This is a genomic window from Microbacterium umsixpiens (assembly GCF_053543675.1).
The window spans coordinates 7,160-32,739 of sequence record NZ_JBLVOH010000065.1 but is presented as its reverse complement, the minus strand read 5'-3'; the positions used below and the strand labels follow the sequence as shown (position 1 = coordinate 32,739).

The 25,580-nt window shown below is 63.6% G+C and carries 34 protein-coding genes and 1 pseudogene; 17 read left to right on the top strand and 18 right to left on the bottom strand.

What is annotated here, in order from left to right; all coding sequences use genetic code 11:
- Positions 1–1,363, top strand: a 1,363-nt coding sequence (locus ACNPM4_RS06610) for an FAD-dependent oxidoreductase (protein ID WP_448985144.1), incomplete at its 5' end; no start/stop codon positions are given.
- Between the two features lie 62 nt (positions 1,364–1,425).
- The gene (locus ACNPM4_RS06605; protein WP_448985143.1) at positions 1,426–2,433 is read left to right on the top strand and encodes an alpha/beta hydrolase; all 1,008 of its coding nucleotides are present in this window, start codon (positions 1,426–1,428) and stop codon (positions 2,431–2,433) included.
- Positions 2,434–2,440: 7 nt separating this feature from the next.
- Here ACNPM4_RS06605 and ACNPM4_RS06600 read toward each other — a convergent pair whose 3' ends face one another.
- The gene (locus tag ACNPM4_RS06600) at positions 2,441–3,073 is read right to left on the bottom strand and encodes a GntR family transcriptional regulator (RefSeq protein ID WP_029260908.1); all 633 of its coding nucleotides are present in this window, start codon (positions 3,071–3,073) and stop codon (positions 2,441–2,443) included.
- 431 nt (positions 3,074–3,504) lie between these two features.
- The gene (locus ACNPM4_RS06595; RefSeq protein WP_448985142.1) at positions 3,505–3,765 is read right to left on the bottom strand and encodes a helix-turn-helix domain-containing protein; all 261 of its coding nucleotides are present in this window, start codon (positions 3,763–3,765) and stop codon (positions 3,505–3,507) included.
- Between the two features lie 154 nt (positions 3,766–3,919).
- Between ACNPM4_RS06595 and ACNPM4_RS06590 the strand changes: the two genes are divergently transcribed.
- Together ACNPM4_RS06590 and ACNPM4_RS06585 are read left to right on the top strand one after the other, a co-directional pair.
- Positions 3,920–4,267, top strand: coding sequence for a DUF4190 domain-containing protein (locus ACNPM4_RS06590; protein WP_448985141.1), 348 nt, complete (start codon positions 3,920–3,922; stop codon positions 4,265–4,267).
- Positions 4,268–4,356: 89 nt separating this feature from the next.
- A complete protein-coding gene (locus tag ACNPM4_RS06585) occupies positions 4,357–6,036 on the top strand; it encodes an ATP-dependent nuclease (RefSeq protein ID WP_448985140.1) in 1,680 nt (559 codons plus the stop codon).
- Between the two features lie 5 nt (positions 6,037–6,041).
- On the opposite strand, the gene ACNPM4_RS06580 is transcribed toward ACNPM4_RS06585, so the two are convergent.
- From ACNPM4_RS06580 to ACNPM4_RS06570, 3 genes are all read right to left on the bottom strand, one after another.
- Positions 6,042–6,305 (bottom strand): hypothetical protein, encoded by a 264-nt coding sequence (locus ACNPM4_RS06580; RefSeq protein ID WP_448985138.1) that lies wholly within the window; start codon positions 6,303–6,305, stop codon positions 6,042–6,044.
- Between the two features lie 400 nt (positions 6,306–6,705).
- The gene (locus ACNPM4_RS06575) at positions 6,706–7,314 is read right to left on the bottom strand and encodes a GntR family transcriptional regulator (protein ID WP_448985137.1); all 609 of its coding nucleotides are present in this window, start codon (positions 7,312–7,314) and stop codon (positions 6,706–6,708) included.
- A gap of 407 nt (positions 7,315–7,721) precedes the next feature.
- Positions 7,722–8,036: a DUF7882 family protein gene (locus tag ACNPM4_RS06570; protein WP_448985135.1), complete on the bottom strand. Its 315-nt coding sequence runs from the start codon at positions 8,034–8,036 to the stop codon at positions 7,722–7,724.
- A gap of 148 nt (positions 8,037–8,184) precedes the next feature.
- On the opposite strand from ACNPM4_RS06570, the gene ACNPM4_RS06565 reads away from it, so the two are divergent.
- Both ACNPM4_RS06565 and ACNPM4_RS06560 read left to right on the top strand, forming a co-directional pair.
- Positions 8,185–8,496: a DUF7882 family protein gene (locus ACNPM4_RS06565; protein WP_448985133.1), complete on the top strand. Its 312-nt coding sequence runs from the start codon at positions 8,185–8,187 to the stop codon at positions 8,494–8,496.
- Between the two features lie 328 nt (positions 8,497–8,824).
- Complete coding sequence (locus ACNPM4_RS06560) at positions 8,825–9,049, top strand: hypothetical protein (protein WP_448985132.1); 225 nt, start codon at positions 8,825–8,827, stop codon at positions 9,047–9,049.
- A 14-nt stretch (positions 9,050–9,063) separates the two neighbouring features.
- Here the strand turns inward: ACNPM4_RS06560 and ACNPM4_RS06555 are convergent, their stop codons facing one another.
- Positions 9,064–9,270 carry a hypothetical protein gene (locus tag ACNPM4_RS06555; protein ID WP_448985130.1) on the bottom strand — a complete coding sequence of 69 codons (207 nt, stop codon included), beginning with the start codon at positions 9,268–9,270 and terminating at the stop codon, positions 9,064–9,066.
- A 103-nt stretch (positions 9,271–9,373) separates the two neighbouring features.
- Here ACNPM4_RS06555 and ACNPM4_RS06550 point away from each other — a divergent pair, with 103 nt between their 5' ends.
- Entirely contained in the window at positions 9,374–9,649 is a 276-nt protein-coding gene (locus ACNPM4_RS06550; protein ID WP_448985129.1) for a hypothetical protein, read from the top strand.
- 188 nt (positions 9,650–9,837) lie between these two features.
- Here the strand turns inward: ACNPM4_RS06550 and ACNPM4_RS06545 are convergent, their stop codons facing one another.
- The 3 genes from ACNPM4_RS06545 to ACNPM4_RS06535 all read right to left on the bottom strand — a co-directional run bounded on the left by ACNPM4_RS06545 (position 9,838) and on the right by ACNPM4_RS06535 (position 13,642).
- Complete coding sequence (locus ACNPM4_RS06545; RefSeq protein ID WP_448985128.1) at positions 9,838–12,039, bottom strand: tape measure protein; 2,202 nt, start codon at positions 12,037–12,039, stop codon at positions 9,838–9,840.
- Positions 12,040–12,154: 115 nt separating this feature from the next.
- Entirely contained in the window at positions 12,155–12,385 is a 231-nt protein-coding gene (locus ACNPM4_RS06540) for a hypothetical protein (RefSeq protein ID WP_448985127.1), read from the bottom strand.
- Between the two features lie 609 nt (positions 12,386–12,994).
- On the bottom strand, positions 12,995–13,642 hold the full coding sequence (locus ACNPM4_RS06535) for a hypothetical protein (protein ID WP_448985126.1): 648 nt from the start codon (positions 13,640–13,642) through the stop codon (positions 12,995–12,997).
- 96 nt (positions 13,643–13,738) lie between these two features.
- Here ACNPM4_RS06535 and ACNPM4_RS06530 point away from each other — a divergent pair, with 96 nt between their 5' ends.
- On the top strand, positions 13,739–13,960 hold the full coding sequence (locus tag ACNPM4_RS06530; protein ID WP_448985124.1) for a hypothetical protein: 222 nt from the start codon (positions 13,739–13,741) through the stop codon (positions 13,958–13,960).
- Positions 13,961–14,025: 65 nt separating this feature from the next.
- On the opposite strand, the gene ACNPM4_RS06525 is transcribed toward ACNPM4_RS06530, so the two are convergent.
- The 7 genes from ACNPM4_RS06525 to ACNPM4_RS06495 form a co-directional block, all read right to left on the bottom strand.
- The gene (locus tag ACNPM4_RS06525) at positions 14,026–14,592 is read right to left on the bottom strand and encodes a hypothetical protein (RefSeq protein WP_448985123.1); all 567 of its coding nucleotides are present in this window, start codon (positions 14,590–14,592) and stop codon (positions 14,026–14,028) included.
- A gap of 327 nt (positions 14,593–14,919) precedes the next feature.
- Positions 14,920–15,234 carry a hypothetical protein gene (locus ACNPM4_RS06520; RefSeq protein ID WP_448985122.1) on the bottom strand — a complete coding sequence of 105 codons (315 nt, stop codon included), beginning with the start codon at positions 15,232–15,234 and terminating at the stop codon, positions 14,920–14,922.
- 130 nt (positions 15,235–15,364) lie between these two features.
- A complete protein-coding gene (locus tag ACNPM4_RS06515; protein WP_448985121.1) occupies positions 15,365–15,940 on the bottom strand; it encodes a hypothetical protein in 576 nt (191 codons plus the stop codon).
- Positions 15,927–16,055: a hypothetical protein gene (locus tag ACNPM4_RS06510; RefSeq protein ID WP_448985120.1), complete on the bottom strand. Its 129-nt coding sequence runs from the start codon at positions 16,053–16,055 to the stop codon at positions 15,927–15,929. Before ACNPM4_RS06510 ends, ACNPM4_RS06515 begins: the two co-directional genes overlap by 14 nt.
- A gap of 88 nt (positions 16,056–16,143) precedes the next feature.
- Positions 16,144–16,698, bottom strand: coding sequence for a hypothetical protein (locus tag ACNPM4_RS06505; RefSeq protein ID WP_448985119.1), 555 nt, complete (start codon positions 16,696–16,698; stop codon positions 16,144–16,146).
- Positions 16,695–16,904, bottom strand: a complete 210-nt coding sequence (locus tag ACNPM4_RS06500; protein WP_448985118.1) for a hypothetical protein — start codon at positions 16,902–16,904, stop codon at positions 16,695–16,697. Before ACNPM4_RS06500 ends, ACNPM4_RS06505 begins: the two co-directional genes overlap by 4 nt.
- A gap of 83 nt (positions 16,905–16,987) precedes the next feature.
- Complete coding sequence (locus ACNPM4_RS06495; RefSeq protein WP_448985117.1) at positions 16,988–17,188, bottom strand: helix-turn-helix domain-containing protein; 201 nt, start codon at positions 17,186–17,188, stop codon at positions 16,988–16,990.
- 124 nt (positions 17,189–17,312) lie between these two features.
- On the opposite strand from ACNPM4_RS06495, the gene ACNPM4_RS06490 reads away from it, so the two are divergent.
- Complete coding sequence (locus ACNPM4_RS06490; protein ID WP_448985116.1) at positions 17,313–17,876, top strand: helix-turn-helix domain-containing protein; 564 nt, start codon at positions 17,313–17,315, stop codon at positions 17,874–17,876.
- Complete coding sequence (locus ACNPM4_RS06485) at positions 17,873–18,958, top strand: tyrosine-type recombinase/integrase (protein ID WP_448985115.1); 1,086 nt, start codon at positions 17,873–17,875, stop codon at positions 18,956–18,958. Before ACNPM4_RS06490 ends, ACNPM4_RS06485 begins: the two co-directional genes overlap by 4 nt.
- A gap of 23 nt (positions 18,959–18,981) precedes the next feature.
- On the opposite strand, the gene ACNPM4_RS06480 is transcribed toward ACNPM4_RS06485, so the two are convergent.
- Positions 18,982–19,470 carry a YajQ family cyclic di-GMP-binding protein gene (locus ACNPM4_RS06480; protein WP_017829222.1) on the bottom strand — a complete coding sequence of 163 codons (489 nt, stop codon included), beginning with the start codon at positions 19,468–19,470 and terminating at the stop codon, positions 18,982–18,984.
- A gap of 13 nt (positions 19,471–19,483) precedes the next feature.
- Complete coding sequence (locus tag ACNPM4_RS06475) at positions 19,484–19,915, bottom strand: hypothetical protein (RefSeq protein WP_029260909.1); 432 nt, start codon at positions 19,913–19,915, stop codon at positions 19,484–19,486.
- Positions 19,916–20,100: 185 nt separating this feature from the next.
- Here ACNPM4_RS06475 and ACNPM4_RS06470 point away from each other — a divergent pair, with 185 nt between their 5' ends.
- The 7 genes and pseudogenes from ACNPM4_RS06470 to ACNPM4_RS06440 form a co-directional block, all read left to right on the top strand.
- Entirely contained in the window at positions 20,101–21,309 is a 1,209-nt protein-coding gene (locus ACNPM4_RS06470) for a sugar ABC transporter substrate-binding protein (RefSeq protein ID WP_029260910.1), read from the top strand.
- A gap of 67 nt (positions 21,310–21,376) precedes the next feature.
- Complete coding sequence (locus ACNPM4_RS06465; RefSeq protein ID WP_029260911.1) at positions 21,377–22,981, top strand: ABC transporter permease subunit; 1,605 nt, start codon at positions 21,377–21,379, stop codon at positions 22,979–22,981.
- Between the two features lies 1 nt (position 22,982).
- Positions 22,983–23,921, top strand: a complete 939-nt coding sequence (locus ACNPM4_RS06460; protein ID WP_448985114.1) for a sugar ABC transporter permease — start codon at positions 22,983–22,985, stop codon at positions 23,919–23,921.
- Positions 23,922–23,989: 68 nt separating this feature from the next.
- Complete coding sequence (locus ACNPM4_RS06455) at positions 23,990–24,322, top strand: PadR family transcriptional regulator (protein ID WP_029260913.1); 333 nt, start codon at positions 23,990–23,992, stop codon at positions 24,320–24,322.
- Entirely contained in the window at positions 24,319–24,972 is a 654-nt protein-coding gene (locus ACNPM4_RS06450; RefSeq protein ID WP_029260914.1) for an HAAS signaling domain-containing protein, read from the top strand. Before ACNPM4_RS06455 ends, ACNPM4_RS06450 begins: the two co-directional genes overlap by 4 nt.
- 76 nt (positions 24,973–25,048) lie before the next feature.
- Positions 25,049–25,201 carry a hypothetical protein gene (locus tag ACNPM4_RS06445; protein WP_156027125.1) on the top strand — a complete coding sequence of 51 codons (153 nt, stop codon included), beginning with the start codon at positions 25,049–25,051 and terminating at the stop codon, positions 25,199–25,201.
- Positions 25,202–25,315: 114 nt separating this feature from the next.
- Positions 25,316–25,580 (top strand): annotated as a pseudogene (locus tag ACNPM4_RS06440) (ABC transporter); the annotation flags it as partial.

The following is a 25,580-nucleotide window of genomic DNA, read 5'->3' as shown; positions in this document are numbered from 1 at the left end:
CAGACTGGCCATCGTCGGTGCGGGCCCCGCCGGCATCTATGCCGCGGACATCCTGCTGAAGGCCGAGCGCAAGTTCGACGTCTCGATCGACCTTTTCGAACAGCTCCCTGCTCCGTACGGACTCGTGCGTTACGGCGTCGCCCCCGATCACCCTCGCATCAAGGGCATCGTCAACGCGCTGCGAGACGTGCTCGACCGCGGGGACATCCGCCTGTTCGGCAACGTGCGCTTCGGTGAGGACATCACCCTCGACGACCTGAAGAAGCACTACAACGCCGTGGTCTTCGCGACCGGCGCGATCCGCGATACCTCGATGGAGATCCCGGGGATCGATGCGGTCGCCTCCTACGGTGCCGCCGACTACGTCAGCTGGTTCGACGGACACCCGGACGTGCCGCGCGAGTGGCCGCTGGATGCCGCATCCGTCGGTGTGCTCGGCAACGGCAACGTGGCGCTCGACGTCGCGCGCATGCTCGCGAAGCACGCCGAGGATCTGCTCGTCACCGAGGTGCCGGCCAATGTCTACGAGGGCCTCAAGGCCAGCGAGATCACCGACGTGCACGTCTTCGGTCGCCGCGGCCCGGCGCAGGTGAAGTTCACGCCGCTGGAGCTCCGCGAGCTCGGCGAGCTGCGCGACGTCGACATGGTCGTCTACGACGAGGACTTCGACTACGACGAGGCCTCGAAGGATGCGGTCGCCAGCAACAAGCAGGTCATGGTGATCGACCGCATCCTGCAGTCGTGGCGCAAACGCGACTCGGTGAACAATGCCGGGGGCACGGCCTCGCGCCGTCTGCACCTGCATTTCTGGGCGCGCCCTGTCGAGGTGCGCAAGGACGAGAACGGCCGCGTCGCGGCACTCGTCTACGAGCGCACGCAGCCCGACGGACAGGGCGGCGCGGTGGGAACCGGGGAGCTGCGCGAGGTGCCGATCCAGGCGCTGTACCGTGCGATCGGATACTTCGGCTCGCCCCTTCCCGGTGTGCCGTTCGACAAGAAGCACGGCGTCATCCCGAACCGTGAGGGCCAGGTGCTCGCGAAGGACTCCAACGAGCGGGTCTCCGGCATCTACGCGACCGGGTGGATCAAGCGCGGCCCGGTGGGTCTGATCGGGCACACGAAGTCCGACGCCATGGAGACCGTTCGGCACATCATCAACGACCAGGGCTCCTGGTGGCACCCGGAGGACCCCTCCGAAGAGGCCGTCGTCGAGCTGCTGCGCGAGCGCGGCGTGCGCTGGACCGACCTCGAGGGGTGGCACCGTCTCGACGAGCACGAGATCTCCCTCGGTGCTCCCGAGGAGCGCGCCCGCGTCAAGGTCGTGCCGCGCGACGAGATGGTGCGCGTCTCCCGGGGCGAATAGGAGGTTCGCCTCCGCCGTCCCCGGTCTCGTCGGCTAGCCTGGCGACGACGGGGGAGGAATGCATGACCGAATGGATCCGGGATGTGCTCGGCGATGAGTTCCAGCAGCTGACCCTCGACCTCGGCACCGATGAGCAGGGTCCGGTGGTGGCCACCCTGGTGCGCGCGCTCCCGGCCGAGCCGGACCTCTGGAACCGCATCCGTGGACGGTGGCCGTTGCTCGACGGCGTCGACGTGCTCTACGTGCACGGTTGGTCGGACTACTTCTTCCAGAAACGGCTCGCGCGTTTCTGGACCTCGCGGGGTGCCCGCTTCTTCGCGCTCGACCTCCGCAAATACGGTCGCAGCCTCCGCGACGGACAGACGCCCGGCTACGTCGCCGACCTCGTCACCTACGACGAGGACATCGGGGCGGCGCTGGAAGCGATGGGACGGGGGAAGGGCGGAATCGAGTCGTCCCGGCGTCTGGTGCTGCTCGGACACTCGACCGGCGGGCTCGTCCTGAGCCTCTGGGCGTCTCGTCATCCTGGTGCGGCGGATGCGGTGATCCTGAACAGCCCGTGGCTGGAGTTCCAGTTCGCGCCGGCGCGGGCGGCGATCGCGCCCATGGTGGAGCTGCAGGCTCGCATCCGGCCCATGGAGGCGGCGCCGCAGGTCGACCTGGGCTTCTACACCCGTGCTCAGCTGGAGGTCGCCGACCCGGATGATCCGATGGAGGTGAATCCGCTCTGGCGCCCCGCGCAGACCATGGCGGTGTACGCGGGCTGGTTGCATGCGATCCTCTCCGGGCACAAGGCCGTGGCCGCAGGACTGGGGATCACGGCTCCGGTGTGCGTGTTGCTCTCGGCGCGGTTCGTGCCCCCGACGCGGTGGTCGGAAGAGCTCACCAGCGCAGACTCCGTGCTCGTCGTCGACGACATCGCGCGCGCGGCGCTGCGGCTCGGGGCGAGTGTGACGGTGGAGCGCATCGACGGTGCGCTGCACGACGTCTTCCTCTCGCGCCACGACGCGCGCGAGGACGCCTACCGACGCCTCGAGCGTTGGGTCACGGGCTGGCGCGCGGCGATCTGATCTCGCGTCACAGGTAGTACATCGTCCGGACGAGGCGCTCCGCCTCATCGCCGTCGCCGTCGCGGACGGCGCCCGCGAAGGCGATGTACACGTCGCGCATCCGAGCGCGGTCCGTCACGGGGACCACCCAGTCGCGGAGGTTGCGGAACAGAACCATGCTCGCGTCCTCCATCAGTGTTCGGTGCTGCGCGTTCCCGCTCCGATCTCCGAGATACGAGAACACCGCCCATCGCGCGTCCGAGGTCGTCTCGGGGTGTTCGAGGGACGCGTGCATCGCGGCCACGAGGCGCACGACGTGATCGCGCTGCGCGTCGCTGATGCGCGGCACGGCCAGCCGGGCGGCTATCGCCGCCTGGTACCCGGCGAACTCGAGCGACTGCGCGATCGTCTCCGACGTCACCTCGGTCACCTCGGTGTACCGGCTCGGATACATCGTCACCATCCCCAGCCGCTCCAGACGCTGAAGTGCTTCGCGAACGGGAGTTCGTGACACGTGCAGCTCTTCGGCCACATCGACGTCGCGGATGCGTTCGCCGGCTTCGATCGTGCCCTCGATGATCTGTCTGCCGAGGTGGTGGAACACCTCTTCGGCCAGAAGCTGCTTGCTCTCGCCGACACTCGTCGATCCGATAATGCTCATGGACCTGCCCCCAGTTGCCCTTCATTTCCCGAGCATCCCCATGATTCGCCCCGGGTGGGCCACCGCATCATGAGGTCGCGTCGGTTTCCAACACGATCTACGCCTGTCGACGCGTGTGGGGGCACACGGCTGTCGGCGACCTCTCCAGTCTTGGCCACTCGGGCCGGTATTCCGGTATGCGATCCTACTGCGCGGCTCCGGAAGACCGAAGTCGCGCCCGCGGGCAGACGAAAGGCCCCACTCGGTCTTTCGCCGAATGGGGCCTTTCGTCTTACAGGCGGGAGGTTCGCCTAGCGGTAGTTGATGAACGGTGCGAGGTTGGTTGAGAGTTTATGGCAAACCCTGATTCCCTCGGAAAACCGCTGGGGAGGGATTGGGGGAGGATTGGGTGTGGTTGGGGATGTCAGCATGTTTTGCGGACTGATTGCGGACTAGAGCAGGGGTCCGCGATCCTCGTCGGGCAGTGAGGCTAGGAACCGCTCGGCCTCTGCAACGGGTATGACCACCTTGGTTCCTGAGTAGACCGGTGACAGATCTCGCCGCTCAACATGCTTGTACATCTGCCGCGAAGAGATACCAGTGGCAGCGGCGAGCTCGGCGACTGAGTAGGCGAGGCGTCCACCTGACGGGCCAATCTCCAACCGTTCCAACTCTTCACGGATGATCTGCCTGAGCGTGTCCTCGATGTTCATGGTTGGACACTATGACGCCCATTCAAAGGACGGCAAGGACAGCTTGTCAGAGCCTGCGGTTTTGGGGTCTGAACTGGCCGATATGCAGAATTCGACTTAGCCGAGCCGCCCTGTGGATACGATAACCCCACATGCTCGATCTGAGGGGTAACCAATGACCTATCCGCCGCAGTACCCGCAGCCTTATATTGTCCAGCTTCAGCGCGCCCCATCGAACGGGCAGGCGGTGGGCGCGATGGTTCTCGGAATCATCGCCATCGCGGTTGGCGTATGGGCGCTGGTCCCGTTTCTCGGCATCGTTGCCGCGCTGCTCGGGTTCGTTCCGGCCGTTCTCGCGGTCATCTTCGGTCACCTCGGATTCAACACGTCGGTGAGGATGCAGGGGATCGGTCGAAGCCAGGCGATCACCGGATTCGTGCTCGGGTACGTCACCCTGGCGATCATTCTCGGGACGACGGTCTTCTGGTTCGCCGCGATCGGCGCCAGCAACTACTCAACCTGACGACGAAAGTCGCTATGTTCCGACGCATCATCCGATAGCGCACTTCCAGTCCACGGTGAGATCCACCTGCAATGCGGCATGATGGCTGCATGCTGAAGGGCTTTGCATTCAAGGGATACCGGAGCTTCCCCTCCTCTAAGTTGGCCGTGCTCGAGCCGCTGAGCAACGTCAACTTGATTGTCGGCAAGAACAACTCGGGCAAGTCGAACATCCTGCGAGTGCTGCATTCGCAGTTGGGGAGGCCCGCCTCCGCCGGGTCGCACGACCGCCCGCACGGAGAAGCCGAGCACGAGCCCATCGTGCTCTTCGGTCGTGAACTCTCCATTCCTCTCGATGAGCTGGAGAGGAGACACGGCTACGCCACGAAACGCGGTGTACAGGAATTCATGAATCATCCTTCTCTGGCGCGGGGAGGCACTGGCCTCCTGTGGATCGAGAGGGACGGTTCGCCTCATCTTGATGCTGGCGTACCGCCAAACACGTCCGGACTACTCCGGACGCTCACGGGCTCGTGGTCCAATGACGACCGCGCGAACGCGATGTCGCTCGTGCGCCACTTCGCCGGAGGCCTACAACCGCTCCCCACCGCCGTTTACGTCGAAGGCACGCGGGTCATCTCGGAGAAGAATGAGGATTCTCCAGATCTCAACGGAACCAGCATCAAGCGGAGGTTGTCGGAGCTGCAGAACCCGACTACGTCCCGCCTACCCGAGCGAGCGAAGTTCCAAGAGATCCAAGACTTCGTGCGTACCGTTCTAGACGACCCCGCAGTAACGATTGATATTCCCTACGATCTCTCGACCATTCACGTAACCCAGCACGGACGGACGCTGCCGATCGAGAACCTTGGAACCGGCGTCCATGAGGTGGTGATCTTGGCGGCGGCAGCCACGATCACCACAAATGCGGTGATGTGCATTGAAGAGCCGGAGGTTCACATGCACCCACTGTTACAGCGCCAGTTGCTGCGATACCTCGCCCAGCGGACTACGAACCAGTACTTCATCGCGACCCACTCCGCGCACTTACTCGACTCGCAGATTGGGTCCATATTCCACGTTCAGCACGAACCTGCGCTTGGCTCTAGCGTGCATCGAGCGGGGACGAGCAAAGAACACGCAAGCGTTGCGAGCGATCTCGGGTACCGCCCCTCTGATCTTGTCCAATCGAACGCTGTGATCTGGGTAGAGGGCCCATCCGATCGCATCTATGTGAAGGCTTGGCTGGAGCAACTGGCGCCGAAGCGGTTCGTTGAGGGGCTCCACTATTCGATCATGTTCTACGGGGGAAGCCTGCTCAATCAGTTGTCACCGCTCGATAGCGAAGAGGTGGACGAGTTCATCTCATTGCGGCGACTCAATCGCTACGTGGCTGTCGTAATCGACTCTGATCGTAAGTACGCGAGCGCCCGCCTGAATGCGACGAAACTTCGCGTCAAGGACGCTATCGAGTCCGATCCGGAACACGGAATGGTGTGGATTACAGCGGGCTACACGATCGAGAACTACGTCCCCCAGACTCGTCTCGACGCTGCGATCCGCAAGGCACATCCCGGTCGCCCGGGCTTGCGGTCTCAAGCCAAGAGCTTCCGCCCCATGGAGCGCTACGTCAATCCGCTCGGACAGGAACGAACCCACCTAGCTCATCCGAGCAAGGTGGCGATCGCGAAGCTCGCTACCGCGGAGCCAGTCACGTCATGGCCATTGGATCTGAAGAAGAAGATGAACGACCTTATTTCACTAATCGAAACTGCGAACTCTCACCTCTGAACCCACTAGTCGTACGTGCGGTGTACGTGCCAGCCATCTTGGCCCTTGTAGACGTCGAATACGAGTGAGGTCCCGTTGTCGTCGGTTCCTTGGAATCGCCACCCGTAGAGGCCGTGGTGTGGTTCGTCGAGGGGGACAGTCCAGGTGGAGTGGCGTAGCCGTGTGGGAGTGTCCGTGACGCGCCATCGTCGGCCGGCGTAGATCATCCGTGCGGGGATGTCGTTGGCCATCCATAGGGTTGCGACGTGTTCGATCGTTGGCGTGTCCATGGGTTAAGAGAATAGAACACTTGTTCGAAGGTTGCTACCCTGGGTGTTGGCCGGAGAAGGGAGTGCCGGCGTGGGGAATCCGGGTGCGACGTTGTCGGCTTACCGTGACATGCAGTCGCAGGCTCGAGCTGTCATTGAGGCGGCGAAGCATGGCCCTTTGCAGTCGCTGTCTGATCGTGAGCTTGACGCGCGGGAGCAGCCGATGACGATCTACCCGCGACCTAAGCGTGTCCGTGCGTGGGTGAGGTTCGGTGCTGAAGCGGTTCGGGTCGACGCCAAGCTGGTGCGTTCTACGCCACTCGCCGCCGGCATCGAGTTTCGTGCTGAGGATCAGACGTTCCGCTGCTGGGTGTGGGGCAACGCTGTGGAGCTGACCGATAGAGACGGCTGAGTGCCACGCTCAAGCGACATTGAGAAATCTGGTGATGGCATCGCAAGCTCCAGCGGCGTCCCGCGCGTGGAAGGCCTTACTGATTGCCGCGGTGAACGTCTCGGCGGCAACCCAATCGAACGCCCGATCCGACAACACCCAGTAGCGGCGCACGTGAGCACAAGTCAGTTGGACAATGCTGGCGCGGTCGGGACTTGCGTCATCTCTCGAGCAGCACACCGCTAGCTCTTCCATGGCCTCCGCGAAGGAAGACACATCCCGATTGCCTACAGCCGTAGCAAGCTGTGTCGTTAGGCCGCCGAGCACGGCTATCTCCTCGTTGCCCGCCCGAGGCAGGAAACGGCGTACGGCGCCTGTCCACACGTCCTCGAGGACGTCAACTGCGTTGCGGGTGCTCTCGGCGTCCACCAAAGGCACTCGCGAAAACATGTTGCGATACGTCTCGACTAGCCCTTCGCGGGTGAGCCGTTCAAGCGCCGCCCGGACGGTTTCCCTTGACGTGCCGAAGGCTACGGCAGTTTCACCGACGCCGAGCTTCGACCCCGGCTCCAATTCACCGTCAATGATCGCCGCACGTAGCCGCTCGTAAGCGCGCTCGGGGAGTGCGGTGCGGTCCATCGGGCCACCCGATAGCACCATGCTCCTTCTCCATTCCACGAGTGAGGAAGCGACGTGGCGCTCGAGGACCAGACGGGCAGCGAGTGGTTGGCCTTCCGCTCCGTGCAGCTTTCGCATGTACTCGGCGGAAGGCCCCAGCTCGGTGAACGGGACCTCCCCCGAACCGCGCTACCGCGTAACCGCGCTGACCTCGAACGATACGACAACGCCGTCAGGGCTGTCTACCTACCCTCGCCGGAGCGCTCTAAGTTCACGGGTGCACCCTTCACAGTGGTCTCTTGGAGGTGTACGTTGGCCGTGCGTTGCGCGTACCATGCACACGCAACCGGCGAAGCCCTCCAAGTGACGCCGGCCGAGAACCCCGGACCTCCCCCTAACGTGCCGGGGTTCTCGCGTGTCTCGCGCAACTACTCCGTGGACGATTCCATGACCTCGTCGACGAGCTGGATACCGCCGGTCGAACTCGCCGAGTGCATGAGATCTTCGATCCACTTGGCGTTCAGTTGTGGTGGTTCCGGGTCGTCGAACGTGAAACGCAACGGGATCGATGGGTGCAGCCAGATTGTGGATCGTCCCTCGGGGTCGCCTTCAGGGTGCCGCCAGGAGAGAGTGAAGCTCTCGTTACGGCGCAGCTTCGTGGCGATGACGATCTTGAGGTGCGCGAGGGCGCGGTCGTCGATGTGTATCGGTTCGCTGCCGCCGTCGTATCGGATGTGACCCATGTCTGCACGATATCGTCTGGGCTCGCTGAGGCATACGGTTCCGAGCCGTCCGACCCGTGCTTTTGAGTTCCCGCCGACGGCTGTCAAGGGGCCTTCGAACTCGCGGCTACCCAGGCAGGATCTAGCTACCGATGAAGGGCGGAAACGAATGGGCACGTTCATCTATGGCGGCGGATCGAAGGTCGAGATTGAAGATCGTGCTCTCACGCATCTCCAAGTCGTCATCACCGCGAAGCTGCGGCGTGGCGAGTCCTTCGCGTTCTCCTGGAAGGAAGACCCGAGCATCGGTGGTGGCCGGACGACGGTGTGGGTGACGTCCAACAGCAACCTCGTATACAAATACAGGTCCGCGCGCGGGCTTTCCATCAATACCGAGTGGGTCGACGCCCTGGCCTTCACCGCGAACGCCCCGTCGGGGCTGTATCTCGTGCCAGAACCGCCCCCGAAGGACCCCAGGTAGTCACGAGACGTCTATCGCTCTGACTTCTCTATACGCCACTGCACGACGGATCGTAAAGGGGTGCACAGGCCGCACCTCGGACGCTACGTTGACCGGAGATCGCGAGTTACAGCGGTCACAGCCGGTGATGTCCCCAGCTGAACCGGCGGGTGGTCCCGAGGGTTCCCCAGACCTGGCGGGACCACCGTCATGTGAACCCGTTGCGCTCGACCCGCAGGGTGAGGACCATGGTTCCTATGAGGCCGGACTGGCTCCCACTCGACGGGGAGGCAGAGTGGGGCCCGTTCGAACTCACACTCCCGATCGCCGCGAGGGTATCCTCCCGGTCATGGAACTGAGTGACCCCAACCTTCCAGAGACGGCGGTCGACTGGCTCAACGCGACATCCGACCAGGTGCAAGCACTGGGAATCCAATGGCGAGCCGACCCCGAATCGGCGAACATGGCTCACCTCGTCGACACACTGCTCGCCCTCGCCGAAGCCCAAGCGCGCATCATCGCCACCCTGGACCTGCGCATCCAGGCCCTCGAACGACGTCGGCAGCACCCGTAGCGACGGTCGGAAGGTCAGTGCCGCGAGCGGTGATGCCGGCGGACAAAGTGAACGACGAGAAAGCTGACACCGACGAGGGCGAAAAGAGCCCCGATCGCCGGTTCAGACTGCCACATCCACTGGGCACCTCCCGCTTTGAACGTGAATGCGCCGGAGAGCAGACCAAGCGCGATACCCATCGGTAAGAAGATCGAGCGAGATGACTTTGCGTCTTCCATCATGTGTGGCCTCTCTGCACTGTTGGCCCAGTGTCACACGTCCCTCGGGATGACGACAAGCACTACAGGACTCCGGGGCTCTCGCTCACCGGCCTAGGCTGGTCTGATGCTCATCGGACTCATCCGCCCCATCGAGACCCACACGGTCACCCTCAAGGGCGAAGAACTCGCAGACGTCCGCGCGCAGCTCGCCGCACAGGCACCCGAAGGCTGGGAACTCGTCTCGGCGATCCCAACCATGACGAACGGAACCCCCGTGCGTTCCGTCGAGGGCCGATACCAGCGCCGTGACGGTACCCGCGAGATCGAAGCCGAGGACATGGCCGCGCTCGAATCACAGGTGCCCGCGGGCTGGCAGCTGCTGACGGTCCGCGTGCTCTAAGAGGAGAGAGACCCCCCGCCTGGCGCGCAGGCCAGTTGGGGGGTCTATCACCGTGTCGCGGTCGACGCGGTGGGTCTGTCGGCCGAAAAGAGGACAGTGGAGGAGCCTCAACGATCGGTACGGTCTGGCTAGGTGCCCCAAGATGGCGGGGCTCACGCATCACCGAAGCGCGGCGTTGCGTGTTCTCTTCACGGGCGAACGCCGCCACGGGTCCACATGTTTCGCCGGTCGTCGTACGCGCCGATTCGGGCGTCAGCGACATGCTCGACGTGAGCGAGCAGGTACTCGCCCGTGAACGGGTTTTGAACGTACGTATCGCCGGTACTGACATCAGAGGCAGCACCCTCAAGACCGGAGAGGTTGGCGAACGAAAGTTCCGGCTGGAATGACTCGGCACCGAGACTGAACTGCTCCATGAGCGAAGCTCCACCGTCCGCGACAGCAGTCCACCCAGCTCCGCTGAACGTTCCGCGCTTCGCGGGGGAATGCGGGAAGAACCCCGCAGCCCAATCCATGACATTGTTGATCGCGCTGCCCACGTTCCCAATCATGCCGTTGATGCCATCGATGAAGCCCTGAATCAGCGCGCGGCCAGAACTCACCAACCAACTACCGGCACCTGCGACAATCTGCCGCGCACGCCCCGGCAGCGACGCCAGAACGGCCACCGCAGCCTCAACACCACTACGGAACTGCGCCGGCACCAACTGCCAGATACTCGCAGCCGCGCCGACGATCGCCGAACCAGCCCGCTGAATCACACCAGTGATCGCCGCCCAACCCGCATTCCAGTTGGCCTGCAAAGCTGACAACCCGCCCACAATGTTGTTTACCGTGTCCACAAAGAACCGGTACAAAGTAGAAAGATCTCCAGTGGTGCCCAACGCCTGACGCCCAAGCTCCTCGAACGTCATATCGCCTTGCATGACACTGATCGCACCAACGAATGCCGTCGCCCAACCGGTCAGATTCTCGACACCAGATGCCAGAAGCGGAACAAGAAGGTTCAGAATCTCGACCAGCGGAGGCAGCACAGAAACAGCAAGCTCAACCAACGGCGGGATCAACGGGATCAACGCGATCAGAAGATCAGTCAGCGGTGGTGCAAGCTCGATGATCGCGTCGATCAGTGACTCAGCAAGCAGGGGAAGAACGTCAGCGAGCTGCGAACCCAGATCGGACAGCGCCTCAGCTAGGACGGGACCGATTTTCGCGCCGAGATCCTGCAGCATCGCACCGAGTGGACGGAATGCATCGCCCAGTCCGAGCACCGAGTTCTGCAGATCCTCCGACTCGATGAACATGCCCGCAAGAAGGCCGACCAGCGCACCGACCGGCCCCGAGATCACCGGCAGGAAACGCCCGATGACCGGAAGGGTAGCCAGAAGCGGGGCCATGGCGCCTGCCAGGGCGGTGAAGACCGGTGTCAGCCCCTCCATCCCCGAGAACGCGCCCTTGAGGTTCGAGAAGCCCGCAACAACCCTGTCCAGCGTGTTCAAGACGTTGTCGCTGAACTGGAAATCAATGCCATCGATCGCCGACTGAAGACGCTCAATGACAGGCTGCACGCGCGACGTGATGCCGTCGGCGATGATGGTCAGCTCGCCGAAGAAGTCACGTGCGAGACCTAGCGCCGGCCCAGCGAACGCCGCACCGAGACGACTGATCGCAGCACCGAGGTTCGCCAGCGCCCCACGAGTGGTTTCACCGGATGCGAGCGCCGCACCCCCGATGTTGTCTTCGATGACCCTCCGGAACGTGGCCGCGTCGACCTCACCGCGGGACACCATCTTCTGAAGCTCATCAGCCGTGACACCATACTCATCAGCAAGCCACTGAAGAATCGGAATCCCGCGCTCCGTCAACCTGTTCAGGTTCTCCATCCCCGCGTAACCCTTAGAGGTCACCTGGTTGATGATCGAACCCATCTCCTCCATCGACGTGCCCGCGATCGTCGCCGCATCAGCCGTCAGCCGCAGATACCGTTCAAGCTCCTGACCCGGCTTGATCCCAGCAGCAACCGCAGAAGCAGCAGTCGTAGCAGCCGCATCCAGGCCGAACGCCGTACCCTTCACAGACGCCAAAGCGTCCTTCATGATCGCCTCGACGGTCTTCGTATCGTTGCCGAGACCCTTTAGCTTCGCCGTCGCGTCCTCAATATTCAGAGCACGCGAAATGCCGCCACCGATCGCCAACGCGCCGACAGTGCCAGCAAGCAGCCCAACACCGCCGACGATCTTTCCCACACCACTCGCGAGCGACGCGAAGAAGCCCCTAGAACGCTTCTCAGCGCCGCCAAACGCGCGCCCCGCCTCCTTATCCACGGCCTTCGAAAAGCCAGCCCCAGAAGGCAGCAGACTCACATACGCCACACCAATTTCCTGTGCCATAACGGCACCCCCAAACAGCCCAAAGGCCACAGGGGGATAGGCGACATCTCCCCGAACCAAACAGGTGCCCCGGCCAGAACGACCGGGACACCCGAACAACTTGTTTTCTCTACTGCTACTTCGTTTCCTGCAAGAACGTCCGCAAGACACCCTCAACGGCAAGCCGGTGCCGACGATCCCGGGCGGTGATGGAATCCACGTAGGAAGCCAGCACCCCGGGCATCAGGGCGAGCACCCGGGCGAACCGATCCAAGGGGATCTCCGTTTGCATCACGTCATCACGTTCAGCGGGCTCCGCCAGCAACACCAGCGCTGCCACCCGGCGAGCAACATCCAGATCATCCATCCGCGCGACCCCCACCCAGCCGGCGGGCAAGCCGATCTACCGGATGCTCAGGCGCGGACGGCTTGAACAGGCTCTTCATGAACACGTACAACAGGCCAAGGATCAGGACCGCCACAGCGATCGCACCAATCCAGGACACGATTTCCCAAGGGTTCATAGTTCTCTCTTCTCTTCGAAACAAACAGGGGGCAGGAGACCCTCCCGCCCCGTCTTACGGCCCTCCCTTCGGTATAGGGCCTTTTCACACACCGGGATTTGTAGGCGGCCGCCGAACGAGCCGAATCACCAGCCGGCGCCGCCCAAATACGACCAGATACCCCACCCTCACCAGTCCCAGCTCGGCCAGCCGATGCGCTGCGCGCCGCATGTTTCCGCCCTTATCGCCTGGCAGGAGGCCTGCCCCAACGCCCCGTGACCGAAGCTCACGAAGGAGTTCTGACTGCAACCTTCCAAGTCCGCGACTCATGCTGTAACTCCGATCTAAGTGAGGTGGGGCTGGTGGAAAAACGTGGGGGAGATATCGGCCCTGTACCTATGGGAGGGCCGAGGAAGGGGCGGGAGGGGGGTGCCCGGGTCAGGTTTGACCGTGGGAACCCTCCTTTTGTTGGGTCAGTTGATTGGCGTTGCGATGAGCTTGAGCGCGATTGATGCGCTTCCGAGCTGTGACCGGTTTCGCGCGTGGACGAGTGCTGCGGCGATGTGGCGTGCGGTGGTTTCGTCTGCTGCCGCGTTGTCTGCCTGGTTGATCGCCTCTCGTCCTTCCTCTGTCGTCGCGAGATCTGCGTGGCGTGCGCGCAGGGCGGTGGTGATGGTGCCCCATTCGAGTGACGCGTCTGTCGGGCTCTTGGCTCGGGCGGTGACCCATGCTTCCCCGAAGCGTTCGATGGCGAGGGCGTCGTCCCGGGTTGCCGCGCCGATGATGGATGGCCACCCTTTGCCGGCGTCGAGGCGGGTGCGGATGTTGTGCACCCAGGTTTCGGTTGTGCGCTGTAGCTCGGCCGAGTTGTTCACGTCGAGGTGCGGGCGGTGCGCCTCTGCCCTTGCGGTGGCTTCCTCGGTGGCGAGGGCGAGGCGGGCGATGATCCCGTTCGCTTCGCGTACCGCTGTCCCGCGGGCTGAGTCGCGCTCTTCTTTCCTCCTGTTCTCGAGCGCTTGCCCGGTGAGCTCGGGGTCGGTGATTGTCCATGCGGTGTCGAACTCGTGTCCGAGGTTGTCGACGATGTTGGCGAGTTCGGTGAACGCTGCGCTGGTTTCCATATCTGTTCCTTTGGTTTCGAGTGAATGTCGGCGGTGCTAGGTAGGTTCGATCGAGCGTGCACAACGGTGCCGCTGTGGCATCGAGAGGAAGCACCGATGAGTATTCGGAATGCGAAGAGCCAGGTGAGTGGGATCGCGGGTGCGATCACAGGACATAGTTCGGCGATGATGACACTGGGCAACATCGGTACTGACCCGCATCCTGAGAGGATGTTGGCTGTCGGACTTGCTCACGCTGGTGACGCGATCGAGACGCTCATCAAGCTGGTGGAGAATCTCGAACGTGAGGTTGATGAGTTGCGTAGCCGTCTTGGCTAGAACCGGGGCGGAGAGTGCACCCGTGGCTCCTCCACCCCGGTCTTAGGGCTGGCTCGACGCAGTAGTTAGGCGCGGAAGCGGGGTGCGTCACCTACTGAGTAGGTGGCTGCTCGGACGAGACCTTCCCTGATGTCGGTGGAGTACCGGTGTAGTGCTGCTGCATCACGGATGGCTTCTCCGGCGGACGGGTAAGCCTCAGCCGCCTTGTCGACGACGGCAACCCAACCAGACTCGTTAGCCTTGCGAATGATTGCATGAGCGAGAGAGCGATCGTCAGAACGGATGGCTCGCTCGATAATCCGCATCGCCTCTTTGTCATCGTCGAGACGATCAGCTCGTTCTTCTGCGTCCCGCATTGCGATGATGTCGGCGCCGTTGGTTCCGATCCTGGCGACGAGTGCTCGTTGGAGTGATTCGGTCTTCGCGGCGATCGCGTTTTCTTCCTGCTTGGCGATCTTCGCGACCGATTCAGTGACGAGTCGGTGCGCGCCCGCGAGAACCTCGTGTTTGCCCTGGGGGGTCAGGTTCGGATCGTTGTTGAGCTTCGCCTGCAGATCGCGGTACTGAGTGATCTCTGTCACTGCCTTGTTTCGGTATCCGGTGATCTCGTTGTTGAGTGCGTCGAGGGTCATGTGTGTCTCCTTTAGTTGGTTTCGTGGTCTGGGCACTGGTTTGTCCAGGTGCCTCGGGTGACGGTCGATGACCAGCCGTCGTGGTGTGCTTGTTCGAGGAGTTGGTAGTTGGCGAGTCGTTCGGTGGACGCGAATACGGCGTCGCATCGGTCGCAGAGAACTGCTCGGCGTATGGTCATGTCATCTCCGATCTCTGGATTCGTGGGTAGACGGTGCAGTGGGCTTCGTGTTGTTCCTGACGCACCCAGGCGCCTGATCCTGTGCGAAACCAGCGAACCCACGGCCAACAAGTGACGCACGTTGCAGGCATGATGCTGACGGGACGGTTCATGTGGTTCCTTCGTCGTCTGGCTCGTAGACGAAGTAGGGGTCGAACCCCGATCTGACGAACTCTTGCCCTTGGGGCGACAGGTGTTCAACTTCGGGGTCGCATTCGTCTAGTCCGCCGTCGTAGTTGCCTGCTCGCCCGAACTTGCCGTAGTAGTCCCGTATGAGGTCGCGTGCTTGCCGCACTGTGAGCACTGACCACGCGTGTTCGACTTCCGGAGAGGGGAGGTTGCCGGTGATGATGATCCAGAGGTCTCGCAAGAGGCTTCGCTGTTTCGCCGTTGATCGGTTCTCTCGGAGGTTCTGAAAGCTCATGCGTGAGCTACTGCTTGCAGTCGCTCCTACTGTCTTGTATAGGTTTCTTGTCATGAGGTCTTGTTACTCGTTCCCTTTTGCCGGGGTCAGTGTGCCCTTTTGCCTGGGTTGATGTGCCCTTTTGCCTGGGTCACATGTTCGGAACATGTTCGGTAGGCAGCTGGACTCGGTACTTGTTGATGCCCTGACGTTTGCCGTGCCGCGGTTGACGGATTCGTGTGATGAGTCCTGCCGCGTTCAGAGCGTCGAGCGCGGGGGCCAGCGTCCGTTGCGTCACGCGCGCTTCGGTGAGGATCGTGACCCACGACACGACGGCCTCTCCCGTGCGTCTGTTTCGACGAGAAAGCAGCACGAGGTACACGATCCGTTCGGTTGCCGTCAGCGGGGTTTCCCACAGCCACCGTCGCGGTAGTCGGAAGAATCCGCCGTCTCTTGGGAGTTCGTTGACTCGGTAGTAGCTCGGTATCCCCTCGTACAGTTGCTTTTGCACGATGACGCCCGCTGCGCTGAGCCGTGGAATCACGTCTCGAGTCGTGCGCACTGAGAGGCCAGCGCCCGCCGAGATCTCCGCTTGACCCGCGATGACTACGCCGTTGTTTTGGTACGGCAGACACAGCAACGCGATGTAGACGAGCAGTTCTGTTTTCGTCCACCCGAGACGAAACAGATCGTTGGGTATCGGCGCCCACGCCTCATTCGTCGTCATCAGCCGGGAGCGGCTTCTCTTTGGCCCGATCGCGGGCAATGGCAATACGTTCCTGCGCTTCGTGAAATGCCTTCATCCGCTTCTGAAAGGCGGTCTCCTTTGGTTTGTCGGTCATGGTGTGCCCCTCCCTCGGGGTGGATCTTCAGTTGAAATGAGCAGTGCCTCTCATCGGGCCGGGATGAGAGGCACTGGGCTTGTGGGGGTTAGGGGGCGACCGGGGAGAACAGGTAGTCCGTATGTCCGTCCGTGTCGGTTGAGCCGATGTACTCGAACTCACCCAGGCAGTGATAACGCCATCTCTGCCGCGTGCCGCCCTTGACCGTGTTGCCGGGTCCACCGCAGTACCAACCGCAGTCGTCCAGGAGGTGCGCCGAAGTGTTGTCGTAGTAGCCGTCCTCTGCGTACTGGCGGACCAGGTGCACCCGTGCCCCGAACGTGGCGTCTGAAACGATGCTCAGCACTCCGATGCCGCTGAGCCGGTGAACAGGAACGTCCATCCAGTCGAGGTCGGACAGGAGTTGCTTGAGCACTTCTTCCTGACGCGCCGCGAGGGCTGCACGCTGATCTTCGAGTGCTCGCATCGCTTCGAGTGCGTTGCGGTCTTCTGTGCGCTTGAGATCGCGCATGGATGCGAGGATTGCGCAGGCGGTGAGTGTGTACCCGTCGTCGGATGCGACGGTCTCAAGCTTCACTGCAAGGCGGATCGCTTCGTCGAGGTCAATGTCAGCGGTTTGCGCTAGACTGGTCGTAGCAGTCATTTCTCAATCTCCTTTGATGTGACTTCGCCCTCATCTGAGTTGCCGCTCATGGATGGGGGCTTTTTCTTGTGGCCCCAGATGTGACCTTTGCGGGACATCCGGAAGTCGAGTTGGGCGAGTAGCGGTTTCAGGTCCGCCGCTGTGAGGTGGAGAATGAATCCGTCTTCCCATGTGACCTGTGCGGATCTGCCCATGATGTTGCGCACAGCCGCTTCCCCTGTGGGGTCGCGGTAAGTCAGCGGGTAGGAGTCGCGCGAGTTGTCAGCGCCACTAGTTGGACCACTCACGGTCACCCGGCCTGCGCGAACGCCTCCGAGATGATCCGTTCAATCTCATCTGCGGATACGACGACGCGCCCGCCGATCTTGCCGGTCTTGATCTGGCCGGTGTGGATCATCCATCGGCAAGAGGCTTCCGATCGTCGGAGGATTTCGGCGACCTCATTCACGAAGTAGAACCGCTTCTGCGGTGCGTCTGTGGTGATACTCATGCGTACTCCCATTCGCTGCGAGGTTCGATATTCAACCTCTGTTAGGTTGAGCGTACAGCATGAAAGTTTGTTGGTCAACCTAGTAGGGGTTGGATTTTAATGCTCGCTGCTCTAGCGTTGAGGTGTGACAGATGAGATTGAAGACGCGCGAGCGAGAGTCCAGACGGCGTGGACCGACCTAGAGGGCGCGGTAGCCGGGAGAATCAAGAGCATCCGCGAGAAGCGAGGGCTATCACAAGCGCAGTTGTCTGAACTGGTGAAGAGTAGGGGGTACAACCTTCACCAGACAGCGATCGCGAAGATTGAGGCGGGCAAGCGTCCTCTTCGCGTGGGGGAGCTTTTCGCCCTGTCCGACTGCCTGGGGTTTACTCCGCTGGGGTTGTACTACCTTCCGGAGGATGCGATTGCGGACGCAGACCTCAAGGCGCTTGACGCGCAACTCAAGGATGCCGTGCTGACGGCATCTACATCGGAGCAGATGCTCAGTGAGCAGATCCGAGACCTTGCGACACTGCACGCGGGAAATGAGGCTCGCCGTCAGTTGCTTGCGTTGCGGATGAGAAACGCGGTAGCCGATGCGCGTAGGAGTTCCGATGAGGATGGGGTTTCCCCGGATCCCGGGTCAGAGATTCCCGTGCGCGCGGAGATGGCACCGGGCAAGCGTCAAGCCAAGGCGAAACAGACATGAGCGTCAAGCAACGGCCTAACGGGGTGTGGCGTGCTCGCTACCGGGATCAGAACGGTAAGGAGCACTCCAAGCATGAGAAGACGAAAAAGGCCGCTCAGAAGTGGCTAGATGAGCAGACCGCGGCTATGGTCACAGGGCAGTGGGCAGACCCCACGGCGGGCCGTGTGACGTGGGATGAGTGGGTGTCCCGGTGGCTCACTATGCAAGTGTGGGTGCCGGGGACGACGACAGCCGCGAAGACTGCTGTGGAGTCGGTGCCGTGGCGTATGCGGGCGATCCGGGATGTGAAGCACGGCGATGTGCAGACGTGGGTCACGCGGGAGTCTGAGCGCGGTCTGGCGGCGTCCACGATCCGCACCCGGCTCAACTACGTGCAGATGGCGTTTCGTGCGGCTGTGGATAACCAGGTGATCGCGCGTAACCCTGCGGTGAGGGTGAAGACCCCACGGCAGCGGAAACGTGAGGCGAAGATGCGGACTCTGACCGCGGATCAGGTGGCGACAGCACTCGAGTCCGCGGGGGAGTTCCGGTTGTTCGTCGCGGTGTGCGTGTTCGCCGGCTTGCGGCTCGGTGAAGCTGCGGGCCTGCAAGTCGGGGATATCGACTTCGAGCGCAGTGTTATCGCCGTGCGTCGTCAGGTGCAGGGAACGTCGATCCCCTCGACTCGGGTAGTGCCGCCCAAGGCCGGTTCAGAGCGGGAGGTGTTCGTGCCCGCCGAGCTGATCGACATGCTGCGAGGTGTGCGGGAGTGGACCCCTGACACGTTCGTATTCCGCACCATCATGGGGCACCTGTACAACCGCAATAGCGCGGGGGAGGAATGGCGGCGGGTCCGGTCGGCTATCGGCTTCGATGATGAGGTCACCCTGCACACGTTCCGCCACACGTTCGCGTCCAACCTGATCGCGTCCGGCTGTGACGTGGTGACGGTACAGCGGGCGTTGGGGCACTCTCAGCCGTCCATCACCCTCAACGTCTACAGCCACCTGTGGCCGTCCGCAGAGGACAAGACGCGGACCGCCACGGCAACATTCATGGGGGAAGTCCTAGCTAGTGCGGACTCTGAGCGGACTCCGAGCTAAAAACCCCTGGTCAGAAGGGGTGCTTACCGGTAGTTGATGAACTGCAGGTCGAGATCGAGGTCGGCGCCCTTCAGCAGCGCGATGACCGACTGCAGGTCATCGCGACTCTTGGACTGCACGCGCAGTTCGTCGCCCTGGATCTGGCTCTTGACGCCCTTGGGGCCCTCGTCGCGGATGATCTTGTTGATCTTCTTCGCGTTCTCCGAGGAGATGCCGTCCTTGAGCGTCGAGACGATGCGGAACTCCTTGCCGCTGGCGAACGGGTCGCCCGACTCGAGGCTCTTCAGCGAGATGCCCCGCTTGATGAGCTTGGACTGGAACACGTCGAGCACGGCCTTCGCCCGCTCCTCGGTGTTCGCGATGATGAGGATGCTTTCGCCGCTCCAGGCGATCGACGCACCGGTGCCCTTGAAGTCGTAGCGCTGCTCGATCTCCTTGCGGGCCTGGTTCAGGGCGTTCTCCGCCTCCTGGTGATCCACCTTCGAGACGATGTCAAATGAGCTGTCAGCCATGGTTTCATCCTACTCAGGGGCTGAGCGCGTAGACATTGTCGGAGATCCTGGTGGCTCCGTCGGGAGTCGGGTAGTCGTCCGGCACCGTCGTGAAGTGACCTGCAGGTCCGCTCATCTCCACCGGGCCCCGCTCCCCGCCGCAGCCCATGCCCCACTCGTCCTCGTCGCGGTAGGCGAGTACGCAGACCGTCGACGGCTCGACGCCCCGCAGCAGCCAGATCGAGCTGCCGGAGTGCTCGCCGACCAAGCGCGCCGACGAGAGGTCAGCGACGTCGCCCGAGTCCTGCTCGACCACCCCGTCCGGCACGCTGTCCGCAGCCTCCGCGTCTCGATCCAGCACGGCGTAGTTCGTGGCGAACGCGGTGCAGCCGCTCAGGGCAATCGCCGACAGTGTCAGGAGGAGACCCGCCGCTGTCCGCGCGACGCGAAGGGAACGATCCGTCATGGCCCCAGTCTACGAGCGCTCCGTCTCGTGTCCCATGGAAGCGTTTTCACAAGCCTTGCCTCCATTCATCCCGGTCACGGCTTGGTATCGACGCTCATCTTCGTTGCAAAAGCCACCGCGTTCGATGCATACTGTAAGCGCTTGCAGTCTGTGCAGGCCACCAGCACCGAGAGAGGCACACACCAATGAAGGTGAACAAGAGGGGCATCGCCGCCGCAGGCGCGATCGCCATCGTTTCGACTCTGACGCTTGCCGGCTGCTCCACGGGGACCAGCGGCGACGACACCTCCGACTCCCAGGGGAGCGGCAAGCTGGTCGTCTGGGTCGATGCCGAGCGCGTGGACGCGCTGCAGGACGCGGCGGACTCCTACGAGGACAAGACCGGCGTCAAGGTCGAGCTCGTGGGCAAGTCGGTCGACGACATGAAGGACGACTTCATCCAGCAGGTCCCGACCGGTAAGGGCCCCGATGTCGTCATGGGTGCGCACGACTGGCTGGGGGAGCTCTCCACCAACGGCGTCGTCGCCCCGATCGAGCTCGGCGACAGCTCGGAGGACTACCTTCCCGTCGCGCTGCAGGCCGCAACGTACGAGGGCACCGTCTACATGCTGCCGTACGCGGTCGAGAACATCGCGGTGCTGCGCAACGCCGACCTCGTCCCGGCTGCAGCCACCAGCTTCGACGACATGGTCTCGAAGGGCACCTTCGTCGTCGAGCAGGGCACCGAGGGCAACCCGTACCACCTGTACCCGTTCCAGACCGCGTTCGGTGCTCCGGTCTTCGGCACCGACGACTCGGGGAGCTATGACCCCACCGACCTGCAGCTCGGCAGCGAGGGCGGCTTCGCGTTCGCCGACTGGCTGGGTGTGCAGGGCGCCGCGGGCGTGCTGAACACCGACGTCGACGGCGAGATCGCCAAGCAGCAGTTCCTCGACGGCACGGCAGCCTTCTGGCTGACCGGTCCGTGGAACGTGGGCGCCGCAACCGACGCCGGCATCAACGTCGCGATCGACCCGATCCCGAGCCCGACCGGTGAGACCGCTTCGCCGTTCGCCGGCGTGAAGGGCTTCTTCGTCAGTTCCGAGTCGAAGAACAAGGTCGCCGCGAACGACTTCCTCGTCAACTACATCGGCACCGAAGACGTTCAGCTCGACCTGTTCAAGGCCGGCAACATCCTGCCGGCGCTCACCGCAGCCGCCGACACCGCGGCGTCCGACCCGATCATCGCCGGCTTCCAGGCCGTCGGCGAAGACGCCGTGCCGATGCCGGCCATCCCGGCCATGGGCGCGGTGTGGGAGTTCTGGGGCGTGGCCGAGGCCGCGATCATCAACGGCGCGGACCCGAAGACGACGTGGCAGAAGCTCGTCGACGACGTGACCGCCGCGATCAAGTAACAGCACCCACTGGCCCGGCCGGGGTGGACGCTCCGGTCCGCCCCGGCAGGATCATGACGAGGACGACATGACAGACATCGACGAGCGCACTGCTCCTCCGACCCGACGCCAGCGACAGGCCGCGAAGATCGCCGAGGCCGCGTCCGGCCCGATCGGCTGGATGCTGCTGAAGATCCTCCTGCTGGCCGTCGTCGACGCGATCGCGCTGTACGCGGCGTTCGTGCTCTTCGCCCACCAGGAATGGCTGATCCTCGGCATCGTCGTCGTGGTGGCCGTCTTCGTCAACTACATCTACTTCTCCCGCAAGCGCATCGCGGCGAAGTACCTCACGCCGGGCATCATCTTCCTGATCCTGTTCCAGGTGTTCACCCTGCTCTACACCGGCTACATCGGTTTCACGAACTACGGCACCGGGCACAACGGCACGAAAGACCAGGCCATCTCCTCGCTCCTCGCGTCGGCGCAGGAGCGGGTCGAGGACTCTCCCACCTATCCGGTCACGGTCGTCGAACAGTTCGGCACCTATGGTCTCCTGGTCACCGACCCGGACTCCGGCGACGCGCTTCTCGGCACGGCCGAGCAGCCGCTCGAAGAGGTGGACGCGCAGTTCGAGGGCGGACAGGCCGTCGCGGTCGACGGCTGGACGACGCTCCCGCTGGCCACCGTGTTCACGCTCTCCGAAGAGCTCGAGAAGCTGTCGGTTCCCTTCAGCGATGACCCCAATGACGGCGCCCTGCGGGCTCCGGACGGCCAGAAGGGGTATCTGTACGTCTCGACGCTCGAGTACGACGCGGCCGCCGACACCATCACCGACACCACCACCGGCACGGTCTACTCCGACACCGGCGAGGGAGCCTTCACCGCCGATGACGGCGAGCAGCTGCTCCCGGGATGGCAGACCACCGTCGGCTTCGACAACTTCGTGCGCGCGGTCACCGACTCCTCGATCCGCGGACCGCTCATCGCCGTGACGCTGTGGACCTTCGCGTTCGCGTTGATCTCGGTCGCCACGACGTTCTTCCTCGGGCTCCTGCTCGCGCTGGTCTTCAACAACACCCGGATGCGGTTCCGCAACGGGTACCGGATCATCCTGATCCTCCCGTACGCGTTCCCGGCGTTCCTGTCGGCGCTCGTCTGGGCCGGCATGATGAACGAGAGCTTCGGCTTCATCAACCAGGTCATCTTCGGGGGAGCGGACATCCCGTGGCTCACGGATCCGACGCTGGCCAAGGTGTCGGTGCTGCTGGTGAACCTGTGGCTCGGATTCCCCTACATGTTCCTCGTCTGCATGGGCGCCCTTCAGGGCATCCCGGAGGACGTGAACGAGGCCGCCGTCATGGACGGCGCGAACCCGTGGCAGGTCTTCCGCCGCATCAAACTGCCGCTGCTGCTCGTCACGGTCGCGCCACTGCTGATCTCGTCCTTCGCGTTCAACTTCAACAACTTCAACCTGATCTACATGCTCACCAAGGGCGGACCCCGCTTCAGCGACGTGTCGATCCCGGTCGGGCACACCGACATCCTGATCTCGATGGTCTACAAGGTGGCGTTCACCGGGCAGACCCGCGACTACGGACTGGCTTCGGCATTCACCATCCTGATCTTCATCGTGGTCGCGACGATCTCGATCATCAGCTTCCGCAAGACCAAGGCCCTCGAGGAGCTGAACTGACATGAGCACCGCCAGCCCTGCCGCCGCCACCGCCGCCACCACTGCCTCGAAGACCGATGAGCGCACACCCGGCCCGCGTCGCCGCAGCTTCGGCGCCTGGTTCGCCGATACCGGATGGCGACACGTCGTCGCGATCGTCGTGAGCGCCTTCGCCCTGTTCCCCCTTCTGTACGTCGTGTCGGCGTCGCTGAATCCGAAGGGGACGCTGACCGGATCGAACCAGCTGTTCTCCGCGATCGGGATCGACAGCTACGTCCGCATCCTGAGCGACCCGCAGAACCCGTACGGCACGTGGTTCCTCAACACTCTGCTGATCGCCGTCGTGACCGGGGCGGTCACGGTTTTCATCGGCGCCTGCGCGGCATATGCGTTCTCGCGCATGCGCTTCGCCGGTCGCCGTGTCGGGCTCGTCACGATCGTGGTCGTGCAGATGTTCCCGCAGCTGCTCGCCGTGGTCGCGATCTTCCTGCTCATGTCGACCCTGGGGGACTGGTTCCCCGCCATCGGGCTGAACACCCACACCGGCCTGATCCTGGTGTACCTCGGGGGAGCGCTCGGCGTGAACACGTACTTGATGTACGGGTTCTTCAACACGATCCCGAAGGAGATCGACGAGGCCGCCCGCATCGACGGCGCCGGTCACGCGCGCATCTTCTTCACCATCATCCTGCGCCTGGTCGCGCCCATCCTCGCCGTCGTCGGACTCCTCTCCTTCATCGGCACGGTCAACGAGTACGTGATCGCGAGCGTGATGCTCGTCGACGTGGAGCAGCAGACGCTCGTCGTCGGACTCACCAAGCTCGTGGCGAATCCGCGCTACGCGGACTGGTCGGCATTCTCGGCCGGTGCGGTGATGGCCGCCATCCCGGTGATGATCCTGTTCCTCTTCCTGCAGAAGTACATCGTCGGCGGTCTCACCGCGGGGGCGACGAAGGGCTGACCCTCGGTGGGGTTCACCCGCGGGGCCGGTGTCGCCGGTAGCGTGCATGGCATGGTAGCTTGTCATGCATGACAGCTGACGTCGGATCGCAGATGCGCAAAGGGGTGGTCGAGTACTGCGTGCTCGGACTCCTCGCGCGTGAGCCGATGTACGGCTGGCAGCTGGCCGATGCACTCACCGGCGCCGGACTGATCGCCAGCATCGGCACGCTCTACCCGCTGCTGGGACGGCTGCGGGACAACGGCTGGGTCAGCACGTTCGACCTGCCGTCGGAGAGCGGGCCCGTGCGCAAGTACTACCGGCTCACCGAGTCGGGTACCGAGCAGCTCGAGCGCTTCCGAGTGCAGTGGACCCCGTTCGCCCGTGTCGTGACGGGCATAGTCGGAGAGGGACGACCATGACAGAGACGACAGCAGACACACTGCGCGAGGAGTATCTCGCCCGGCTCGACGAGGCGATGCGCGGGCTCCCGCACGGCGTCGCGTCGGACATCCGTGGCGGCATCGTCGAAGAGCTGCAGGGCCTCGACGCCGCGGATACCGCCGCGCGGATCGCTCGGCTCGGTGATCCGGTGGCCATCGCGAGGGAGGCGCAGGACGAGGTGCCGGCGAACCCCGCGATCGTGGTCGCTGCGCCGGTCGCGGCCCCGCCCGCGCCCCGACCGCCGGCGACCTCGACGCGCGGTTTCGCGATCGCTGCCGCGCTGACGCTGAGCTTCGGCGGTTTCCTCGTCCCGGTGCTCGGCTGGTTCGTCGGCGCGGTACTCGTCAGCATCAGCACCCTCTGGAAGACGTGGGAGAAGGTCGTCGCGATCATCGTGCCGTTCGTCTTCGGCGCGGTCTCGTTGTTCCTGGTGCAGTTCATGAGCTTCGTGGAGTTCAGCTCGACCGGCAGCTCGTCCGGCACCGGCACCCCAGCCGATGAGGTCGTGAACAACCCGCTGCTGCCCGGCTTCAGTGCCTGGCACGTCCTCCTTCTCCTCGGGTTCCTCCTCATCCCGGCGTCGGGTCTCTGGCTGCTCTGGCGGCTCCGGGGGCGCGTCGCTCGCTGAGTCACGCCCCGTCACACCGCGTGCATGCTCGGCGTTGCGCCCGGCCAGTATCCCGGTCGGGCCATACCGTGGAGACATGGCACGGGTGGCGGGGCGCAATCTGGCGATGAGCTGGTTCGCCGGCATCGTGTGCGCCGGAATCATCGGGGCGCTCGTCTGGCTGTCCCTCCCGATCCTTCCGACTCTCGCGGAGTTCGCAGGAACCGCGCTCCGCAACGCCCTTCCCTGACGGCTCGCGAGGGGACGCCGACGCGTGTATCCCGACACGTCGGCACGCCTGCGTCGACGGCCGTCGGCCCGGCGGTACCCTCACAATGCACATATCCGATGAGAGGCGCACCCCATGAGTGACCCCGACGCTCCCCAGCCCGAGAAGCCGACTGACGTCGACGACGTCGTCGGCAGCGCGAACGCCGGTCTCGACGCCGCCGCCGCGGCGGGTGCGGATGTCCCCGGTTCCGCCGATGCGCCGGACCACAAACCGGCAGACGCCGTCGACGAGAAGATCGTCGACCCCGATCTCGCCGCGTTCGAAGCCGCAGAGCGCGACCACCCCGGAACGTTCGCGTCCCCGCCTCCCGCCGTCACTCCGGCACCCATCGTCGAGT

Bases quoted from the DNA above. Each gene is read 5' to 3' on its own strand.
- ACNPM4_RS06605 (WP_448985143.1), top strand. From the start codon at position 1,426: ATGACCGAATGGATCCGGGATGTGCTCGGCGATGAGTTCCAGCAGCTG.
- ACNPM4_RS06600 (WP_029260908.1), bottom strand. From the start codon at position 3,073: ATGAGCATTATCGGATCGACGAGTGTCGGCGAGAGCAAGCAGCTTCTG.
- ACNPM4_RS06595 (WP_448985142.1), bottom strand. From the start codon at position 3,765: ATGAACATCGAGGACACGCTCAGGCAGATCATCCGTGAAGAGTTGGAA.
- ACNPM4_RS06590 (WP_448985141.1), top strand. From the start codon at position 3,920: ATGACCTATCCGCCGCAGTACCCGCAGCCTTATATTGTCCAGCTTCAG.
- ACNPM4_RS06585 (WP_448985140.1), top strand. From the start codon at position 4,357: ATGCTGAAGGGCTTTGCATTCAAGGGATACCGGAGCTTCCCCTCCTCT.
- ACNPM4_RS06580 (WP_448985138.1), bottom strand. From the start codon at position 6,305: ATGGACACGCCAACGATCGAACACGTCGCAACCCTATGGATGGCCAAC.
- ACNPM4_RS06575 (WP_448985137.1), bottom strand. From the start codon at position 7,314: ATGGACCGCACCGCACTCCCCGAGCGCGCTTACGAGCGGCTACGTGCG.
- ACNPM4_RS06570 (WP_448985135.1), bottom strand. From the start codon at position 8,036: ATGGGTCACATCCGATACGACGGCGGCAGCGAACCGATACACATCGAC.
- ACNPM4_RS06565 (WP_448985133.1), top strand. From the start codon at position 8,185: ATGGGCACGTTCATCTATGGCGGCGGATCGAAGGTCGAGATTGAAGAT.
- ACNPM4_RS06560 (WP_448985132.1), top strand. From the start codon at position 8,825: ATGGAACTGAGTGACCCCAACCTTCCAGAGACGGCGGTCGACTGGCTC.
- ACNPM4_RS06555 (WP_448985130.1), bottom strand. From the start codon at position 9,270: ATGATGGAAGACGCAAAGTCATCTCGCTCGATCTTCTTACCGATGGGT.
- ACNPM4_RS06550 (WP_448985129.1), top strand. From the start codon at position 9,374: ATGCTCATCGGACTCATCCGCCCCATCGAGACCCACACGGTCACCCTC.
- ACNPM4_RS06545 (WP_448985128.1), bottom strand. From the start codon at position 12,039: ATGGCACAGGAAATTGGTGTGGCGTATGTGAGTCTGCTGCCTTCTGGG.
- ACNPM4_RS06540 (WP_448985127.1), bottom strand. From the start codon at position 12,385: ATGGATGATCTGGATGTTGCTCGCCGGGTGGCAGCGCTGGTGTTGCTG.
- ACNPM4_RS06535 (WP_448985126.1), bottom strand. From the start codon at position 13,642: ATGGAAACCAGCGCAGCGTTCACCGAACTCGCCAACATCGTCGACAAC.
- ACNPM4_RS06530 (WP_448985124.1), top strand. From the start codon at position 13,739: ATGAGTATTCGGAATGCGAAGAGCCAGGTGAGTGGGATCGCGGGTGCG.
- ACNPM4_RS06525 (WP_448985123.1), bottom strand. From the start codon at position 14,592: ATGACCCTCGACGCACTCAACAACGAGATCACCGGATACCGAAACAAG.
- ACNPM4_RS06520 (WP_448985122.1), bottom strand. From the start codon at position 15,234: ATGAGCTTTCAGAACCTCCGAGAGAACCGATCAACGGCGAAACAGCGA.
- ACNPM4_RS06515 (WP_448985121.1), bottom strand. From the start codon at position 15,940: ATGACGACGAATGAGGCGTGGGCGCCGATACCCAACGATCTGTTTCGT.
- ACNPM4_RS06510 (WP_448985120.1), bottom strand. From the start codon at position 16,055: ATGACCGACAAACCAAAGGAGACCGCCTTTCAGAAGCGGATGAAGGCA.
- ACNPM4_RS06505 (WP_448985119.1), bottom strand. From the start codon at position 16,698: ATGACTGCTACGACCAGTCTAGCGCAAACCGCTGACATTGACCTCGAC.
- ACNPM4_RS06495 (WP_448985117.1), bottom strand. From the start codon at position 17,188: ATGAGTATCACCACAGACGCACCGCAGAAGCGGTTCTACTTCGTGAAT.
- ACNPM4_RS06485 (WP_448985115.1), top strand. From the start codon at position 17,873: ATGAGCGTCAAGCAACGGCCTAACGGGGTGTGGCGTGCTCGCTACCGG.
- ACNPM4_RS06480 (WP_017829222.1), bottom strand. From the start codon at position 19,470: ATGGCTGACAGCTCATTTGACATCGTCTCGAAGGTGGATCACCAGGAG.
- ACNPM4_RS06475 (WP_029260909.1), bottom strand. From the start codon at position 19,915: ATGACGGATCGTTCCCTTCGCGTCGCGCGGACAGCGGCGGGTCTCCTC.
- ACNPM4_RS06470 (WP_029260910.1), top strand. From the start codon at position 20,101: ATGAAGGTGAACAAGAGGGGCATCGCCGCCGCAGGCGCGATCGCCATC.
- ACNPM4_RS06465 (WP_029260911.1), top strand. From the start codon at position 21,377: ATGACAGACATCGACGAGCGCACTGCTCCTCCGACCCGACGCCAGCGA.
- ACNPM4_RS06460 (WP_448985114.1), top strand. From the start codon at position 22,983: ATGAGCACCGCCAGCCCTGCCGCCGCCACCGCCGCCACCACTGCCTCG.
- ACNPM4_RS06455 (WP_029260913.1), top strand. From the start codon at position 23,990: ATGACAGCTGACGTCGGATCGCAGATGCGCAAAGGGGTGGTCGAGTAC.
- ACNPM4_RS06450 (WP_029260914.1), top strand. From the start codon at position 24,319: ATGACAGAGACGACAGCAGACACACTGCGCGAGGAGTATCTCGCCCGG.
- ACNPM4_RS06445 (WP_156027125.1), top strand. From the start codon at position 25,049: ATGGCACGGGTGGCGGGGCGCAATCTGGCGATGAGCTGGTTCGCCGGC.